We start from the raw sequence: 18190 nt of genomic DNA, 5'->3' as shown, positions 1-18190 counted from the left end.
TACTCCTTTATCTTCTTCTAAAGAAATTAAAGAGATTAAAGGACTTGTCATTCATTTTCCTCATCTCCCCACCTTTAATCTTTTGCAAGTCTTTTTCCTTCAAGGCTACAAACTGTTCCAATTTAACTGTGTTTTTCATAATAAAATCTCCTCAAATGTGTTTTTTCCTGTAAGCTAACTTACAAAAACTATTATACAAAATGGAATTTCGTTTTAGATAAAATTCTCTCAACTGTCATTTTTTTCTCCCCAAGTGTACTTTTTTAAGAAAAAAGCCGGGAAAATTCCCAGCTTTGCTACTATATTGATCCCAGCAGGATTCGAACCTGCGACCGTTCGCTTAGAAGGCGAATGCTCTATCCAGCTGAGCTATGAGACCTAATACAGCTATTCTACCAAAAATTCAATTGAAAGTCAATTTTCTATTTATGATAGGGCGAGCCCTGCTGTATTGTAAAAGCTCGATAGATTTGTTCAACAAGGACTAGTCTCATTAACTGATGGGGCAAGGTTAAACGACCAAAACTAACAGAGAGATTGGCTCTCTTTTTTACATCCTGTGCTAATCCCAGACTCCCTCCAATAATAAAAGTAAGAGTAGAAAATCCTTTTATAGAAGCTTCTTCTAAATGCTTACTAAATTCTTCTGAGGAGAAAGTTTTCCCTTCAATAGCTAACGCAATCACAAAATCACGGTCAGCAACTTTTGATAAAATTCTCTGACCTTCTATTTCTAAAATCTTTTGATTTTCTGATTCACTGGCCTTATCTGGTGTTTTTTCATCTGCCAGCTCAATCATTTCAAGCTTAGCAAATCGAGAAATTCGTTTTGAATACTCTGCAATACCATCTTTTAAATACTTTTCTTTCAGTTTCCCAACTGATACAACTTTAATTTTCATGACTCTATTCTAACATATTCTCTATTTTTTCACATCTTATTCACAAAATAAAATGTTAATTTTAGCCGAGAAAACCACAGATTTTTGAAAGTTATCCACAATCTGTGAAAAACTTTTGTTTTTAAGTTATAATTAAGCTAGTCAGTTTATACTTTCAGTAATTTCAAACATATGGAGGCAAATATGAAACATTTAAAAACATTTTATAAAAAATGGTTTCAATTATTAGTCGTTATCGTCATTAGCTTTTTTAGTGGTGCCTTGGGTAGTTTTTCAATAACTCAACTAACTCAAAAAAGTGGTGTAAGTAGCTCGAACAACAATAGTACTATTACACAGACTGCCTATAAGAATGAAAATTCAACAACTCAGGCTGTTAACAAAGTAAAAGATGCTGTTGTTTCTGTTATTACTTATTCAACAAATAGACAAAATAGCGTATTTGGCAATGATGATACTGACACAGATTCTCAGCAAATCTCTAGTGAAGGATCTGGGGTTATTTATAAAAAGAATGATAAAGAAGCTTACATCGTAACCAATAATCACGTTATAAATGGCGCCAGCAAAGTAGATATTCGCTTGTCAGATGGAACTAAAGTACATGGAGAAATCGTCGGAGCAGATACTTTCTCTGATATTGCTGTCGTCAAAATCTCTTCAGAAAAAGTGACTACAGTAGCTGAATTTGGTGATTCTAGTAAGTTAACCGTAGGAGAAACTGCTATTGCTATTGGTAGCCCATTGGGTTCTGAATATGCAAATACTGTTACTCAGGGTATTGTATCTAGTCTCAATCGAAATGTATCTTTAAAATCTGAAGATGGACAAGCCATTTCTACAAAAGCCATCCAAACTGATACTGCTATTAACCCAGGTAACTCTGGTGGCCCACTGATCAATATCCAAGGACAGGTTATCGGAATTACCTCAAGTAAAATTGCAACAAATGGAGGCACATCTGTAGAAGGACTTGGTTTCGCAATTCCTGCAAATGATGCTATCAATATTATTGAACAGTTAGAAAAGAACGGAAAAGTGACGCGTCCAGCTTTGGGCATCCAAATGGTCAATCTCTCAAATATTAATACAAGTGATATTAGAAGACTGAATATTCCAAGCAATGTAACATCTGGTGTAGTCGTTCGTTCTGTGCAGAGCAACATGCCTGCCAATGGTCACCTTGAAAAATACGATGTTATTACAAAAGTAGATGACAAAGAGATTGCTTCATCAACAGATTTACAAAGTGCTCTTTACAATCATTCTATCGGAGACACCATTAAGATCACTTACTATCGTAACGGTAAAGAAGAAACTACATCTATTAAACTTGACAAGAGTTCAGGTGATTTAGAATCTTAATTGACATCTATGTAAAGAAAACTTTACATAAGAGAAAAGATGTGCTAGTGTAGAATCATGGAAAAATTTGAAATGATTTCTATCACAGATATACAAAAAAATCCTTATCAACCCCGAAAAGAATTTGATAGAGAAAAACTACATGAACTAGCACAGTCTATCAAAGAAAATGGGGTCATTCAACCGATTATTGTTCGTCAATCTCCTGTTATTGGTTATGAAATCCTTGCAGGAGAGAGACGCTATCGGGCTTCACTTTTAGCTGGTCTAAGGTCTATCCCAGCTGTTGTTAAACAGCTTTCAGATCAAGAGATGATGGTCCAGTCCATCATTGAAAATTTGCAAAGAGAAAATTTAAATCCAATAGAAGAAGCACGCGCCTATGAATCTCTTGTAGAGAAAGGATTTACCCATGCTGAAATTGCAGATAAAATGGGCAAGTCTCGTCCTTATATCAGCAACTCTATTCGCTTGCTGTCCTTGCCAGAACAGATCCTCTCAGAAGTAGAAAATGGCAAACTATCACAAGCCCATGCGCGTTCTCTAGTTGGGTTGAATAAGGAACAACAAGACTATTTCTTTCAACGGATTATATATGAAGACATTTCTGTAAGGAAGTTAGAAGCTCTTCTGACAAAGAAAAAACAAAAGAAACAGAAAAAAAATGATTATTTCATACAAAATGAAGAAGAACAGTTAAAAAAACTACTCGGATTAGATGTAGAAATCAAATTGTCTAAAAAAGACAATGGAAAAATTATTATTTCTTTTTCAAATCAAGAAGAATACAGTAGAATTATCAACAGCCTGAAATAAGGCTGTTCTTTTATTTTTTTATCTCACAAGGTTATCCACTATTTTTTTCAATAAAAAGCTTAATAAATCAACAGTTTCTGATTTTATCCCCAATCTGTGGATAAAACTTGATAACATTGTGGATTATTTTTCACAGCTTGTGGAAAATTCTTACTATCTATGGTAAAATAAGTCTAGCATTAAACTTTTAAATAGTAAAGGAGGAGAAAGGATTGAAAGAAAAACAATTTTGGAATCGTATATTAGAATTTGCTCAAGAAAGACTGACTCGATCCATGTATGATTTCTATGCTATTCAAGCTGAACTCATCAAGGTAGAGGAAAATGTTGCCACTATATTTTTACCACGATCTGAAATGGAAATGGTCTGGGAAAAACAACTAAAAGATATTATTGTAGTTGCTGGATTTGAAATTTATGACGCTGAAATAACTCCCCACTATATTTTCATCAAACCTCAAGATACGACTATCTCACAAGTTGAAGAAGCTCCAAATTCAACTCTTTATGACTATAATCCAAAGTTAGCATCTATTCCTTATTCGGATACTGGATTAAAAGAAAAGTATACCTTTGATAATTTTATTCAGGGGGATGGAAATGTCTGGGCAGTATCAGCAGCTTTGGCTGTCTCTGAAGATTTGGCCTTAACCTATAATCCTCTTTTTATCTATGGAGGACCTGGGCTTGGTAAGACTCACTTACTCAATGCCATTGGGAATGAGATTTTGAAAAATATTCCCGATGCGCGTGTTAAGTACATTCCTGCTGAAAGCTTTATCAACGACTTTCTTGAACATCTGAGACTGGGTGAAATGGATAAATTCAAAAAAACCTACCGTAGCCTCGATCTTTTGTTAATTGATGATATTCAATCGCTGAGTGGAAAAAAAGTTGCAACTCAGGAAGAATTTTTCAATACTTTCAATGTTCTCCATAACAATCAAAAACAAATTGTTCTGACTAGTGATCGTAGCCCTAAACACCTAGAGGGACTTGAAGAACGGCTTGTCACGCGCTTTAGCTGGGGCTTGACGCAAAACATCACACCACCTGATTTTGAGACACGTATTGCCATTTTACAAAGCAAAACAGAGCATTTAGACTACAATTTCCAAAGTGATACCCTAGAATACCTAGCTGGGCAATTTGATTCAAACGTCCGAGAACTTGAAGGAGCAATCAACGACATCACTTTAATTGCCAGAGTAAAAAAAATCAAGGATATCACTATCGATATCGCTGCAGAGGCTATTCGAGCACGTAAACAAGATGTTAGCCAAATGCTCGTCATCCCAATTGATAAAATTCAAAATGAAGTTGGTAACTTTTATGGTGTCAGCGTCAAAGAAATGAAGGGAAGTAGACGCCTTCAAAATATTGTGTTAGCCCGTCAAGTAGCCATGTATTTATCTAGAGAACTAACAGATAATAGTCTTCCAAAAATTGGGAAGGAATTTGGTGGAAAAGACCATACAACAGTTATTCATGCCCATGCCAAAATTAAATCTTTGATTGATGAAGACGATAATTTACGTTTAGAAATTGAATCAATCAAAAAGAAAATCAAATAACTTGTGGATAACTTTTACTTTATTATCTTTTTTATCCACATTTTTTAAACAAGCCAAAAAACTTGATATGACTTGTTTAAAGTCTGTTTTCCACAGATTTCACAGACTCTATTATTACTATTATCCTTCTAATACTAAAAATAAATAAAGGAGAATCCATGATTCATTTTTCAATTAATAAAAATTTATTTCTACAAGCATTAAATACAACTAAGAGAGCTATTAGTTCTAAAAATGCTATTCCTATTTTATCAACCGTCAAAATTGACGTGACCAATGAAGGTGTTACTTTAATTGGTTCAAATGGTCAAATTTCAATTGAAAATTTTATTTCTCAAAAAAATGAAGATGCTGGTCTGTTAATTACTTCTTTAGGTTCGATCCTTCTTGAAGCTTCTTTCTTTATCAATGTGGTATCTAGTCTACCTGATGTAAGTCTTGATTTTAAAGAAATTGAACAAAATCAAATTGTTTTAACGAGTGGTAAATCAGAAATTACCCTAAAAGGAAAAGATAGCGAACAGTACCCACGAATCCAAGAAATTTCAGCAAGCACTCCTTTGGTTCTTGAAACAAAATTACTCAAGAAAATTATCAATGAAACAGCATTTGCTGCAAGTACACAAGAGAGTCGTCCAATTTTAACAGGTGTTCATTTTGTATTAAGTCAACACAAGGAGCTAAAAACAGTTGCAACAGACTCTCATCGTCTAAGCCAGAAAAAATTAACGCTTGAGAAAAATAGTGATGATTTTGATGTCGTGATTCCTAGCCGTTCTCTACGCGAATTTTCAGCGGTATTTACAGATGATATCGAAACTGTAGAGATTTTCTTTGCCAATAACCAAATCCTCTTTAGAAGCGAAAATATTAGCTTCTATACTCGTCTCCTCGAAGGAAACTATCCTGATACAGATCGTTTGATTCCAACAGACTTTAATACTACTATTACTTTTGATGTTGTAAACTTACGCCAGTCAATGGAACGTGCTCGTCTTTTATCAAGTGCTACTCAAAATGGTACTGTGAAACTTGAAATAAAAGATGGTATTGTTAGCGCTCATGTTAACTCGCCAGAAGTTGGTAAAGTAAACGAAGAAATCGATACTGATCAGGTTACTGGTGAAGATTTGACCATTAGTTTCAACCCAACTTACTTGATTGATTCTCTTAAAGCTTTAAATAGCGAAAAAGTGACCATTAGTTTTATCTCAGCTGTTCGTCCATTTACTCTTGTGCCAGCAGACACTGATGAGGACTTCATGCAGCTCATTACACCAGTTCGTACAAATTAAGTGAAAGAGGTTGAGCCTGGCTCGCCTCTTTTATGATATAATCGAAAAAGAAAAGGAGAGTAGTATGTATCAAGTTGGAAATTTTGTTGAAATGAAAAAACCACATGCTTGCACAATCAAGTCAACAGGAAAAAAAGCTAATCGTTGGGAAATTACACGTGTAGGAGCAGATATAAAAATCAAATGTAGCAATTGTGACCATGTTGTCATGATGGGACGCTATGATTTTGATCGAAAAATGAATAAAATTATTGACTGAAAACCCTTAGTTAGAGGGTTAGCAAGTTTTCCTTTTTTGTGTTATAATATTAGGGATTGAAATGAAAACGGAGAATGAGAAAATATGGCTTTAACAGCAGGTATCGTTGGTTTGCCAAACGTTGGTAAATCAACACTATTTAATGCAATTACAAAAGCAGGAGCAGAGGCAGCAAATTACCCATTTGCGACGATTGATCCAAATGTTGGAATGGTAGAAGTTCCAGATGAACGCCTACAAAAACTAACTGAAATGATTACTCCTAAAAAGACAGTTCCAACAACATTTGAATTTACAGATATCGCAGGGATTGTAAAAGGAGCTTCAAAAGGAGAAGGGCTAGGGAATAAATTCTTGGCTAATATCCGTGAAGTAGATGCGATTGTTCATGTAGTTCGTGCTTTTGATGATGAAAATGTGATGCGCGAGCAAGGACGTGAAGACGCCTTTGTGGATCCACTGGCAGATATTGATACTATTAACCTAGAGTTGATTCTTGCTGACTTAGAATCAGTTAATAAGCGCTATATGCGTGTAGAAAAGATGGCACGTACGCAAAAAGATAAAGAATCAGTAGCAGAATTTAATGTTCTTCAAAAGATTAAACCTGTTCTTGAAGATGGAAAATCAGCTCGAACTATTGAATTTACAGATGAGGAACAAAAGGTTGTCAAAGGTCTCTTCCTGTTAACGACTAAACCAGTGCTCTATGTTGCTAATGTGGACGAGGATGTGGTTTCAGAACCTGACTCTATCGACTATGTTAAACAAATTCGTGAATTCGCAGCGACAGAAAATGCTGAAGTAGTCGTTATTTCTGCGCGTGCTGAGGAAGAAATTTCTGAGTTAGACGAAGAAGACAAGCAAGAGTTTCTTGAAGCACTTGGGTTGACAGAATCAGGCGTTGACAAGTTGACTCGTGCAGCTTACCACTTGCTTGGACTGGGAACTTACTTCACAGCTGGCGAAAAAGAAGTTCGCGCTTGGACCTTCAAACGTGGTATGAAGGCTCCTCAAGCAGCTGGTATTATCCACTCAGACTTTGAAAAAGGATTTATTCGTGCAGTAACTATGTCATATGAGGATCTAGTGAAATACGGATCTGAAAAGGCTGTAAAAGAAGCTGGACGCTTGCGTGAAGAAGGAAAAGAATATATCGTTCAAGACGGCGATATCATGGAATTCCGCTTTAATGTCTAAAAAAATTAATGAATAGTGTCAATTAGGTTGGAAAAAAATTCCAACCCTTTTGGCTTTTGAAAGGAAAAATAAATGACCAAATTACTTGTAGGCTTGGGAAATCCAGGAGATAAATATTTTGAAACAAAACACAATGTTGGCTTTATGTTGATTGACCAACTAGCGAAGAAACAGAATGTCACTTTTACACACGATAAGATATTTCAAGCTGACCTAGCATCCTTTTTCCTAAATGGAGAAAAAATTTATCTTGTCAAACCAACGACATTTATGAATGAAAGTGGAAAAGCGGTTCATGCTTTATTGACTTACTATGGTTTGGATATTGAAGATTTACTCATCATTTATGATGATCTTGACATGGAAGTTGGAAAGATTCGTTTAAGAGCAAAGGGATCCGCAGGTGGTCATAATGGTATCAAGTCTATTATTCAACATATTGGAACCCAAACCTTTAATCGTGTTAAGATTGGAATCGGAAGACCTAAAAATGGAATGTCAGTTGTTAACCATGTTTTGAGTACCTTTGACAAGGATGATTATATTGGTATTTTACAGTCTATTGACAAAGTTGACGATTCTGTAAACTACTATTTACAAGAGAAAAATTTTGAGAAAACAATGCAGAGGTATAACGGATAAATGTTAACCTTATTAGATTTATTCTCAGAAAATAATCAGATAAAAAAATGGCATCGAAATCTGACAGATAAGAAAAGACAATTAATGTTAGGCTTGTCAACTTCTACAAAAGCTTTAGCAATTGCTAGTAGTTTGAGACAGGAAGATAAGATTGTGTTATTGACGTCAACTTATGGAGAAGCAGAAGGACTTGTTAGTGATCTTATATCTGTCTTGGGTGAGGAACTTGTCTATCCATTTTTAGTAGATGACTCCCCTATGGTCGAGTTTTTGATGTCTTCACAAGAAAAAATCATTTCACGGGTTGAAGCCTTGCGTTTTTTGACTGATTCATCTAAGAAAGGGATTTTAGTTTGTAATATCGCAGCAAGTCGATTGATTTTACCGTCTCCCAATATATTCAAAGATAGTATTGTAAAAATAACAGTTGGTGAAGAATATGATCAACACACGTTTATCCATCAGTTAAAGGAAATAGGTTATCGCAAAGTTACGCAAGTACAAACTCAAGGTGAGTTTAGTATTCGAGGAGATATTTTAGATATTTTTGAGATGTCTCAGTTAGAACCTTTCCGAATCGAGTTTTTTGGTGATGAAGTAGATGGAATTCGGACTTTTGAAGTAGAAACACAATTATCAAAAGAAAATCAAACAGAACTCACTATCTTTCCAGCAAGTGATATACTTTTGAGGGAAAAGGACTATCTACGAGGGCAGTCAGCTTTAGAAAAGCAAAGTTCAAAGACCTTATCACCAATTTTAAAATCATACTTGGAAGAGATTTTGTCAAGTTTTCATCAAAAACAAGTACATTCAGATAGTCGAAAGTTTTTATCTTTATGTTACGATAAAACATGGACTATATTTGATTATATTGAAAAAGATACACCAGTGTTTTTTGATGATTACCAAAAATTGATGAATCAGTATGAAGCCTTTGAAAGAGAGTTAGCGCAATACTTTACAGAAGATTTACAGAATGGTAAATCATTTTCTGATATGCAGTATTTTGCAGATACAGAACAAACCTATAAAAAACAAAGTCCAGTTACCTTTTTCTCCAATCTCCAAAAAGGGTTAGGAAATCTCAAGTTTGATCACATTTATCAATTTAATCAATTTCCCATGCAGGAGTTTTTCAATCAATTTTCTTTTCTTAAAGAAGAAATTGAGCGATATAAAAAAATGGACTACACCATTATTCTGCAGTCTAGCAATTCAATGGGAAGTAAAACATTGGAGGGTGTTTTAGAGGAATACCAGATTAAATTGGATTCCAGAGATAAGTCAAGTATCTGTAAAGAATCTGTAAACTTCATTGAGGGTAATCTAAGACATGGTTTTCATTTTGTAGATGAAAAAATTCTCTTGATCACTGAACATGAGATTTTTCAAAAGAAATTAAAACGTCGTTTTCGAAGACAACATGTTTCAAACGCAGAGAGATTAAAAGATTACAATGAACTTGAAAAAGGAGACTACGTTGTTCACCATATTCATGGAATTGGTCAATATCTAGGCATTGAAACAATTGAAATCAAAGGGATTCACCGTGATTATGTCAGTGTTCAATATCAAAATGGGGATCAAATCTCCATCCCAGTTGAGCAGATTCAGTTACTGTCAAAATATGTTTCAAGTGATGGGAAAGCTCCAAAACTTAATAAATTAAATGATGGTCATTTTAAAAAGGCTAAGCAAAAAGTTAAGAACCAGGTAGAGGATATAGCTGACGATTTAATCAAGCTTTATTCTGAGCGTAGTCAGTTGAAGGGGGTTGCTTTCTCAGCTGATGATGATAATCAAAATGCTTTTGATGATGCCTTCCCTTATGTTGAAACGGATGATCAACTTCGTAGTATTGAGGAAATCAAGAGAGATATGCAGGATTCTCATCCCATGGATCGACTTCTAGTTGGAGATGTTGGTTTTGGGAAGACTGAAGTTGCAATGCGTGCAGCCTTTAAGGCGGTCAATGATCATAAACAAGTTGTCGTTCTAGTTCCGACGACGGTTTTAGCGCAACAACACTATACAAATTTTAAAGAGAGATTCCAAAATTTTGCAGTTAATATTGATGTGTTGAGTCGTTTTAGAAGTAAAAAAGAGCAGACTGAAACACTTGAAAAATTGAAAAAGGGTCAAGTTGATATTTTGATTGGAACCCATCGTGTTTTGTCAAAAGATGTTGTGTTTGCTGATTTAGGCTTGATGATTATTGATGAGGAACAACGATTTGGTGTCAAGCATAAGGAAACCTTGAAAGAACTGAAGAAACAAGTGGATGTCCTAACTTTGACTGCTACTCCAATCCCTCGTACCCTCCATATGTCTATGCTGGGAATCAGAGATTTGTCTGTTATTGAAACTCCGCCGACTAATCGCTATCCTGTTCAGACCTATGTTTTGGAAAAGAATGATAGTGTGATTCGTGATGCTGTTTTACGTGAAATGGACCGTGGAGGTCAAGTTTACTATCTTTACAATAAAGTTGACACAATTGATCAGAAGGTTTCAGAATTACAGGAGTTGATTCCAGAGGCTTCGATTGGGTATGTTCATGGGCAAATGAGTGAGATTCAGTTAGAAAATACTCTACTGGGTTTCATTGAAGGTCAGTATGATATCTTGGTGACAACTACCATTATTGAGACAGGGGTGGACATTCCAAATGCCAATACTTTATTTATTGAAAATGCGGACCATATGGGCTTGTCAACCTTGTATCAGTTAAGAGGAAGAGTCGGTCGTAGTAATCGTATTGCTTATGCCTATCTCATGTATCGTCCAGAAAAATCAATCAGTGAAGTCTCCGAGAAGAGATTAGAAGCGATTAAAGGATTTACAGAATTGGGCTCTGGATTTAAGATTGCAATGCGAGATCTTTCGATTCGCGGAGCAGGAAATCTTTTAGGAAAATCCCAGTCTGGTTTCATTGATTCTGTTGGTTTTGAATTGTATTCGCAGTTATTGGAGGAAGCTATTGCTAAACGACATGGTAATGGGAACACAAGAACCAAAGGAAATACCGAATTGATTTTACAAATTGATGCCTATCTTCCTGATACCTATATTTCTGATCAACGACATAAGATTGAAATTTACAAGAAAATTCGTCAAATTGACAACCGTGTCAACTACGAAGAATTACAAGAAGAGTTGATGGACCGATTTGGAGAGTACCCAGACGTGGTAGCCTATCTTTTAGAGATTGGTTTGGTTAAGTCTTATCTTGATAAGGTATTTGTTCAACGTGTGGAAAGAAAAGAAAATAAGATTACAGTTCAATTTGAAAAAATTACTCAGCGATTGTTTTTGGCTCAAGATTATTTTAAAGCTTTATCCGCAACGGACTTAAAAGCAGCCATAGCTGAGAATAAGGGATTAATGGAAGTTGTGTTTGATATCCGAAACAAGAAGGACTATGAAATTTTAGAAGGTCTGCTCATTTTTGGAGAAAGTTTATTAGAGATAAAAGTGTCGAAAGAAGGCAATTCCCTTTAACATTTTTCTTCTATAAAGTAGATAAAAATGATACAATAATAATTTGAGGTAATAAAAATGAGATTAGACAAATATTTAAAAGTATCACGAATTATCAAGCGTCGTACAGTCGCAAAAGAAGTAGCAGATAAAGGCAGAATCAAGGTAAATGGAATCTTGGCCAAAAGTTCAACGGATTTGAAAGTTAATGACCAAGTTGAAATTCGCTTTGGCAATAAGTTGCTACTTGTAAAAGTACTAGAGATGAAGGATAGTACAAAAAAAGAAGATGCAGCAGGAATGTATGAAATTATCAGTGAAACACGGGTAGAAGAAAATGTCTAAAAATATCGTACAATTGAATAATTCTTTTATTCAAAATGAACACCAACGTCGTCGCTATCTGATGAAAGAACGACAAAAACGTAATCGTTTCATGGGTTGGGTTCTTATTTTGATGATTTTATTGTTCATTTTACCAACTTATAATCTTGCTCAAAGCTATCATCAATTACTCCAAAGACGTCAACAGTTATCAGACTTGCAAACTCAGTATCAAACCTTGAGTGAGGAAAAGGAGAAAGAGACAGCTTTTGCTACAAAGTTGAAAGATGAAGATTACGCTGCTAAATACATGCGTGCAAAATATTATTATTCTAAGAATAGGGAAGCTGTTTATACGATTCCTGACTTGCTCCCAAGGTGATAAAATGGAAAATTTATTAGACGTAATTGAGCAATTTTTGAGTCTATCGGATGAAAAACTAGAAGAGTTGTCTGATAAAAATCAATTATTGCGTTTACAAGAAGAAAAGGAAAGGAAGAATGCGTAAATTCTTAATTATTTTGTTGCTACCTAGTTTTTTGACCATTTCAAAAGTCGTTAGCACAGAAAAAGAAGTCGTCTATACTTCTAAAGAAATTTATTACCTTTCACAATCTGACTTTGGTATTTATTTTAGAGAAAAATTAAGTTCTCCCATGGTTTATGGAGAAGTTCCTGTTTATGCGAATGAAGATTTAGTAGTAGAATCTGGAAAATTGACTCCAAAAACAAGTTTTCAAATAACCGAGTGGCGTTTAAATAAACAAGGAATTCCAGTATTTAAGTTATCCAACCATCAATTTATTGCTGCAGACAAACGATTTTTATATGATCAGTCAGAGGTAACTCCAACAATAAAAAAAGTATGGTTAGAATCTGATTTTAAACTGTATAATAGCCCTTATGATTTAAAAGAAGTGAAATCATCCTTATCAGCTTATTCGCAAGTATCAATTGATAAGACAATGTTTGTAGAAGGAAGAGAATTTTTATATATTGATCAGGATGGATGGGTAGATAAGGAGTCAACTTCTGAAGAAGATAATCGGATAGGTAAAGTCCAAGAAATGTTATCTGAAAAATATCAAAAAGATTCTTTCTCTATTTATATTAAGCAACTGACTACTGGAAAAGAGGCTGGTATCAATCAAGATGAAAAGATGTATGCGGCTAGTGTTTTAAAACTCCCTTATCTCTACTATACGCAAGAAAAAATAAATGAGGGTCTTTATCAGTTAGACACGACTGTAAAATACGTATCAGCAGTCAATGATTTTCCAGGTTCCTATAAACCAGAAGGAAGTGGTAGTCTTCCTAAAAAAGAGGATAATAAAGAGTATTCTCTAAAGGATTTAATTACGAAAGTATCAAAAGAATCTGATAATGTAGCTCATAATTTATTGGGATATTACATTTCAAACCAATCTGATGCCACATTTAAATCCAAGATGTCTGCTATTATGGGAGATGATTGGGATCCAAAAGAAAAATTGATTTCTTCTAAAATGGCTGGGAAAGTCATGGAAGCTATTTATAACCAAAATGGATTTGTATTGGATTCTTTGACTAAAACAGATTTTGATAATCAGCGAATTGCCAAAGGTGTTTCTGTGAAGGTATCTCATAAAATTGGGGATGCGGACGAATTTAAGCATGATACGGGTGTTGTCTACGCAGATTCTCCATTTATTCTTTCTATTTTCACTAAGAATTCTGATTATGATACAATTTCTCAGATAGCCAAGGATGTTTATGAGGTTCTAAAATGAGGGAACAAGATTTTTTAAATCATTTTCTCAAGAAGGGATATTTCAAAAAGCATACTAAGGTGGTGCTAGCTCTTTCTGGTGGGTTAGATTCTATGTTTCTATTTAAGGTATTATCTACTTATCAAAAAGAGTTAGAAATTGAATTGATTCTAGCCCATGTGAATCATAAGCAGAGAGTAGAATCAGATTGGGAAGAAAAGGAATTAAGGAAGTTGGCTGCTGAAGCAGAGCTTCCTATTTATATCAGCAATTTTTCAGGAGAATTTTCAGAAGCGCGGGCTCGACATTTTCGTTATGATTTTTTTCAAGAGGTCATGAAAAAGACAGGTGTGACAGCCTTAGTCACTGCCCACCATGCGGATGATCAGGTGGAAACGATTTTGATGCGTTTGATTCGAGGCACTCGTTTGCGCTATCTATCAGGAATTAAGGAGAAGCAAGTAGTAGGAGAGATAGAAATCATTCGGCCCTTCTTGCATTTTCAGAAAAAAGACTTTCCTCCAATTTTTCACTTTGAAGATACATCAAATAAGGAAAATCATTATTTTCGCAATCGTATTCGAAATTCTTATTTACCAGAATTAGAAAAAGAAAATCCTAGATTTAGAGATGCAATCTTAAGCATCGGCAATGAAATTTTAGATTATGACTTAGCTATAGCTGAATTATCAAGGAATATTGATGTAGAAAATTTAGAGCAGCTATTGTCTTACTCTGAGTCTACACAAATAGTTTTACTTCAAACTTATCTGAATCGTTTTCCAGATTTGAATCTTACGAAAGCTCAGTTTGAAGAAGTTAGACAAATTTTAAAAACTAAAAGCCAGTATCGTCATCCGCTTAAAAATGGTTATGAATTAGTAAAAGAGTATCAACAGTTTCGGATTTGTAAAATCAGTCCTCAGTCTGATGAAAAAGAAGATGAACTTGTGCTACACTATCAAAATCAGGTATCTTACCAAGGTTATTTATTTTCCTTTGGACTTCCTTTAGAAGGTGAATTAATTCAGCAGGTACCTGTTTCACGCGAAACATCAATACACATTCGTCATCGAAAAACAGGAGATTTTTTGATTCAAAATGGGTATAGAAAAAAACTCAGACGTCTATTTATTGATTTGAAAATTCCTATGGAAAAGCGGAAATCTGCTCTGATTATTGAGCAATTTGGTGAAATTGTCTCAATTTTGGGAATTGCGACCAGTAATTTGAGTAAAAACACGAAAAATGATATAATGAACACTGTACTTTATATAGAAAAAATAGATAGGTAAAAAAATGTTAGAAAACGATATTAAAAAAATCCTCGTTTCACACGATGAAATTACAGAAGCTGCTAAAAAATTAGGTGCTCAACTCACTAAAGACTATGCAGGAAAAAATCCAATTTTAGTTGGGATTTTAAAAGGATCTATTCCTTTTATGGCTGAATTGGTTAAACATATCGACACACATATTGAAATGGACTTCATGATGGTTTCTAGCTATCATGGTGGAACAGCAAGTAGTGGTGTCATCAATATCAAGCAAGATGTGACTCAAGATATCAAAGGAAGACATGTTCTGTTTATAGAAGATATCATTGATACAGGTCAAACTTTGAAGAGTTTAAGAGATATGTTTAAAGCAAGAGAGGCTGCTTCTGTTAAAATTGCAACCTTGTTGGATAAACCAGAGGGACGTGTTGTAGAAATTGAGGCAGACTATACCTGCTTTACTATCCCAAATGAGTTTGTAGTAGGTTATGGTTTAGACTACAAAGAAAACTATCGTAACCTTCCTTATGTTGGAGTATTGAAAGAAGAAGTATATTCAAATTAGAAAGAACAATTTTTAATGAAAAAACAAAATAATGGTTTAATTAAAAATCCTTTTCTATGGTTATTACTTATTTTTTTCCTAGTTACAGCTTACCAGTATTTTAGTACAGGTAGTGTTGCAGGGAAAAGTGAGCAAATTAATTATACAGAATTGGTAAAAGAAATTACCGATGACAATGTAAAAGAATTGACTTACCAACCAAATGGCAGTGTTATCGAAGTTTCAGGTGTTTATAAAAATCCTAAAACAAGTAAAGAAGAAACAGGTATCCAGTTCTTTTCTCCTTCTGCTACAACAGTAGAGAAATTTTCAAGTATTATTCTTCCTTCAGATACTACAGTATCAGAATTGCAAAAACTTGCTTCTGACCATAAGGCGGAAGTAACTGTTAAGCATGAAAGTTCAAGTGGTATGTGGATTAATATTCTTGTATCCATTGTGCCATTCGGTATTCTATTCTTCTTCCTATTCTCTATGATGGGAAATATGGGAGGAAATAATAGCCGTAACCCGATGAGTTTTGGACGTAGTAAGGCTAAAGCTGCAAATAAAGAAGATATTAAAGTAAGATTTTCAGATGTTGCTGGAGCTGAGGAAGAAAAACAAGAACTAGTTGAAGTTGTTGAATTTTTAAAAGATCCAAAACGATTTACAAAACTTGGAGCCCGTATTCCAGCAGGTGTTCTTTTGGAGGGACCTCCGGGAACAGGGAAGACCTTGCTTGCCAAAGCAGTTGCAGGAGAAGCAGGTGTTCCATTCTTTAGTATCTCAGGTTCTGACTTTGTAGAAATGTTTGTCGGAGTTGGAGCTAGTCGTGTTCGTTCTCTTTTTGAAGATGCCAAAAAAGCAGCACCAGCTATTATCTTTATCGATGAAATTGATGCTGTTGGACGTCAACGTGGAGTTGGTCTTGGCGGAGGAAATGACGAACGTGAACAAACCTTGAACCAACTTTTGATTGAGATGGATGGTTTTGAGGGAAATGAAGGGATTATCGTCATTGCTGCGACAAACCGTTCAGATGTACTAGACCCTGCCCTTTTGAGGCCAGGACGTTTTGATAGAAAAGTATTGGTTGGCCGTCCTGATGTTAAGGGTCGTGAAGCAATCTTGAAAGTTCATGCTAAGAACAAGCCTTTAGCAGAAGATGTTGATTTGAAATTAGTGGCTCAACAAACTCCAGGTTTTGTTGGTGCTGATTTAGAGAATGTATTGAATGAAGCGGCTTTAGTCGCTGCTCGTCGCAATAAATCGATAATTGATGCCTCAGATATTGATGAAGCAGAGGATAGAGTTATTGCTGGTCCTTCTAAGAAAGATAAGACAGTTTCACAAAAAGAACGTGAATTGGTTGCCTACCATGAGGCAGGACATACCATTGTTGGTCTAGTCTTGTCGAATGCTCGTGTTGTGCATAAAGTTACCATCGTACCACGTGGTCGTGCAGGCGGTTATATGATTGCACTTCCTAAAGAGGATCAAATGCTTCTATCTAAAGAAGATATGAAAGAGCAATTGGCTGGCTTAATGGGTGGACGTGTAGCCGAAGAAATTATCTTTAATGTCCAAACTACAGGAGCTTCAAACGACTTTGAACAGGCGACACAAATGGCGCGTGCAATGGTTACAGAGTACGGTATGAGTGAAAAACTTGGTCCAGTTCAATATGAAGGAAACCATGCTATGTTTGGTGCACAGAGTCCTCAAAAATCAATTTCAGAACAAACAGCTTATGAAATTGACGAAGAGGTTCGTTCATTATTAAATGAGGCACGAAATAAAGCTGCTGAAATTATTCAGTCAAATCGTGAAACTCACAAGTTGATTGCAGAAGCACTATTGAAATACGAAACATTGGATAGTACACAAATTAAATCTCTTTATGAAACAGGAAAGATGCCTGAAACAGTAGAAGAGGAATCACATGCACTATCCTATGATGAAGTAAAGTCAAAAATGAATGATGAGAAATAACCCAAAGAGAGGCAAGACCTCTCTTTTTTTGTGCAGTTTAGACGGTGTAGGGAACAGAATGGGGAAATGGGACAAAAGTGTTTCTGAATCTGTTAGACTGTATCTAGAAAGGGGAACGTTATGTTTAAAGAATTGTATAAAGAAGTCCAGGGAATTGTATATAAGTGTAGAAATGAATATTACCTTCATTTATGGGAGTTATCGGATTGGGACCAAGAGGGGATGATTTGCTTACATGAATTGATTAGCAGAGAAGAAGATCTGGCAGAAGATATTCCTCGTTTAAGAAAATATTTCAAAACCAAGTTTCGAAATCGAATCCTAGACTATATCCGTAAGCAAGAAAGTCAGAAGCGTAGATATGATAAAGAACCCTATGAAGAAGTAGGTGAGATCAGTCATCGTATCAGTGAGGGAGGTCTCTGGCTAGATGAGTATTATCTCTTTCATGAAACACTAAGAGATTATAGAAACAAACAAAGTAAAGACAAACAAGAAGAGTTAGAACGGGTCTTAAGACATGAACGCTTCCGAGGGCGTCAAAGAGTATTAAGAGACTTACGTATTGTGTTTAAGGAGTTTGATATCCGTACTCGGTAAGAAGCTATGCAAAAAAAAGAAAAAAACAGAAAAAGTAGTTGACAAAGTTTGAAAAGCCTGTATAATAGTAAGAGTTGAAAACAACTCAGGTCCGTTGGTCAAGGGGTTAAGACACCGCCTTTTCACGGCGGTAACACGGGTTCGAATCCCGTACGGACTATGGTA

Annotated in this window: 18 protein-coding genes and 2 tRNA genes; 17 read left to right on the top strand and 3 right to left on the bottom strand. The window is 35.2% G+C overall.

The window, feature by feature from the left end; translation table 11 throughout:
• Window positions 1-7: 7 nt before the first annotated feature.
• The 3 genes from comC to rlmH all read right to left on the bottom strand — a co-directional run bounded on the left by comC (window position 8) and on the right by rlmH (window position 902).
• Complete coding sequence (comC, locus tag N8O43_RS05220; protein WP_261009180.1) at window positions 8-139, bottom strand: competence-stimulating peptide ComC; 132 nt, start codon at window positions 137-139, stop codon at window positions 8-10.
• A gap of 166 nt (window positions 140-305) precedes the next feature.
• A tRNA-Arg gene (locus N8O43_RS05215) sits at window positions 306-379 on the bottom strand.
• Window positions 380-422: 43 nt separating this feature from the next.
• A complete protein-coding gene (gene rlmH, locus N8O43_RS05210) occupies window positions 423-902 on the bottom strand; it encodes a 23S rRNA (pseudouridine(1915)-N(3))-methyltransferase RlmH (protein WP_261009179.1) in 480 nt (159 codons plus the stop codon).
• A 183-nt stretch (window positions 903-1085) separates the two neighbouring features.
• On the opposite strand from rlmH, the gene htrA reads away from it, so the two are divergent.
• The 17 genes from htrA to N8O43_RS05125 all read left to right on the top strand — a co-directional run bounded on the left by htrA (window position 1086) and on the right by N8O43_RS05125 (window position 18185).
• Window positions 1086-2267, top strand: coding sequence for a serine protease HtrA (htrA, locus tag N8O43_RS05205; protein WP_261009178.1), 1182 nt, complete (start codon window positions 1086-1088; stop codon window positions 2265-2267).
• Between the two features lie 57 nt (window positions 2268-2324).
• Window positions 2325-3083 carry a ParB/RepB/Spo0J family partition protein gene (locus N8O43_RS05200; protein ID WP_261009177.1) on the top strand — a complete coding sequence of 253 codons (759 nt, stop codon included), beginning with the start codon at window positions 2325-2327 and terminating at the stop codon, window positions 3081-3083.
• A 212-nt stretch (window positions 3084-3295) separates the two neighbouring features.
• Window positions 3296-4657 carry a chromosomal replication initiator protein DnaA gene (gene dnaA, locus N8O43_RS05195; RefSeq protein ID WP_261089658.1) on the top strand — a complete coding sequence of 454 codons (1362 nt, stop codon included), beginning with the start codon at window positions 3296-3298 and terminating at the stop codon, window positions 4655-4657.
• A gap of 158 nt (window positions 4658-4815) precedes the next feature.
• Window positions 4816-5952 (top strand): DNA polymerase III subunit beta, encoded by a 1137-nt coding sequence (gene dnaN, locus N8O43_RS05190; RefSeq protein WP_247953451.1) that lies wholly within the window; start codon window positions 4816-4818, stop codon window positions 5950-5952.
• A gap of 64 nt (window positions 5953-6016) precedes the next feature.
• A complete protein-coding gene (locus N8O43_RS05185) occupies window positions 6017-6211 on the top strand; it encodes a DUF951 domain-containing protein (RefSeq protein ID WP_000285186.1) in 195 nt (64 codons plus the stop codon).
• An 84-nt stretch (window positions 6212-6295) separates the two neighbouring features.
• Window positions 6296-7411: a redox-regulated ATPase YchF gene (gene ychF / locus N8O43_RS05180; protein WP_001218721.1), complete on the top strand. Its 1116-nt coding sequence runs from the start codon at window positions 6296-6298 to the stop codon at window positions 7409-7411.
• Between the two features lie 72 nt (window positions 7412-7483).
• Window positions 7484-8053 (top strand): aminoacyl-tRNA hydrolase, encoded by a 570-nt coding sequence (pth, locus tag N8O43_RS05175; protein WP_000163938.1) that lies wholly within the window; start codon window positions 7484-7486, stop codon window positions 8051-8053.
• Window positions 8054-11557, top strand: a complete 3504-nt coding sequence (mfd, locus tag N8O43_RS05170) for a transcription-repair coupling factor (protein ID WP_261089656.1) — start codon at window positions 8054-8056, stop codon at window positions 11555-11557.
• A gap of 57 nt (window positions 11558-11614) precedes the next feature.
• Window positions 11615-11881 (top strand): RNA-binding S4 domain-containing protein, encoded by a 267-nt coding sequence (locus N8O43_RS05165; protein WP_001234978.1) that lies wholly within the window; start codon window positions 11615-11617, stop codon window positions 11879-11881.
• A complete protein-coding gene (locus tag N8O43_RS05160) occupies window positions 11874-12242 on the top strand; it encodes a septum formation initiator family protein (RefSeq protein WP_000041905.1) in 369 nt (122 codons plus the stop codon). The genes N8O43_RS05165 and N8O43_RS05160 overlap by 8 nt, the downstream gene beginning before the upstream one ends.
• A 4-nt stretch (window positions 12243-12246) precedes the next feature.
• On the top strand, window positions 12247-12369 hold the full coding sequence (locus tag N8O43_RS05155) for an SP_0009 family protein (RefSeq protein ID WP_020902316.1): 123 nt from the start codon (window positions 12247-12249) through the stop codon (window positions 12367-12369).
• Entirely contained in the window at window positions 12362-13630 is a 1269-nt protein-coding gene (locus N8O43_RS05150) for a serine hydrolase (RefSeq protein WP_261089655.1), read from the top strand. Before N8O43_RS05155 ends, N8O43_RS05150 begins: the two co-directional genes overlap by 8 nt.
• Window positions 13627-14904: a tRNA lysidine(34) synthetase TilS gene (tilS, locus tag N8O43_RS05145; RefSeq protein ID WP_261089652.1), complete on the top strand. Its 1278-nt coding sequence runs from the start codon at window positions 13627-13629 to the stop codon at window positions 14902-14904. The genes N8O43_RS05150 and tilS overlap by 4 nt, the downstream gene beginning before the upstream one ends.
• A gap of 4 nt (window positions 14905-14908) precedes the next feature.
• Entirely contained in the window at window positions 14909-15451 is a 543-nt protein-coding gene (hpt, locus tag N8O43_RS05140) for a hypoxanthine phosphoribosyltransferase (RefSeq protein WP_049543473.1), read from the top strand.
• Window positions 15452-15466: 15 nt separating this feature from the next.
• Window positions 15467-17425 (top strand): ATP-dependent zinc metalloprotease FtsH, encoded by a 1959-nt coding sequence (ftsH, locus tag N8O43_RS05135; RefSeq protein WP_000744566.1) that lies wholly within the window; start codon window positions 15467-15469, stop codon window positions 17423-17425.
• Between the two features lie 120 nt (window positions 17426-17545).
• Window positions 17546-18025 (top strand): sigma-70 RNA polymerase sigma factor region 4 domain-containing protein, encoded by a 480-nt coding sequence (locus N8O43_RS05130; protein ID WP_261089649.1) that lies wholly within the window; start codon window positions 17546-17548, stop codon window positions 18023-18025.
• Between the two features lie 88 nt (window positions 18026-18113).
• A tRNA-Glu gene (locus N8O43_RS05125) sits at window positions 18114-18185 on the top strand.
• Window positions 18186-18190: the final 5 nt, after the last annotated feature.

Origin of the sequence: Streptococcus mitis, from assembly GCF_946190335.1 — a bacterium.
Taxonomy (GTDB): domain Bacteria; phylum Bacillota; class Bacilli; order Lactobacillales; family Streptococcaceae; genus Streptococcus; species Streptococcus mitis_CH.
The sequence above is the reverse complement of the archived record's forward strand: the minus strand, read 5'-3'. Positions and strand labels throughout refer to the sequence as shown.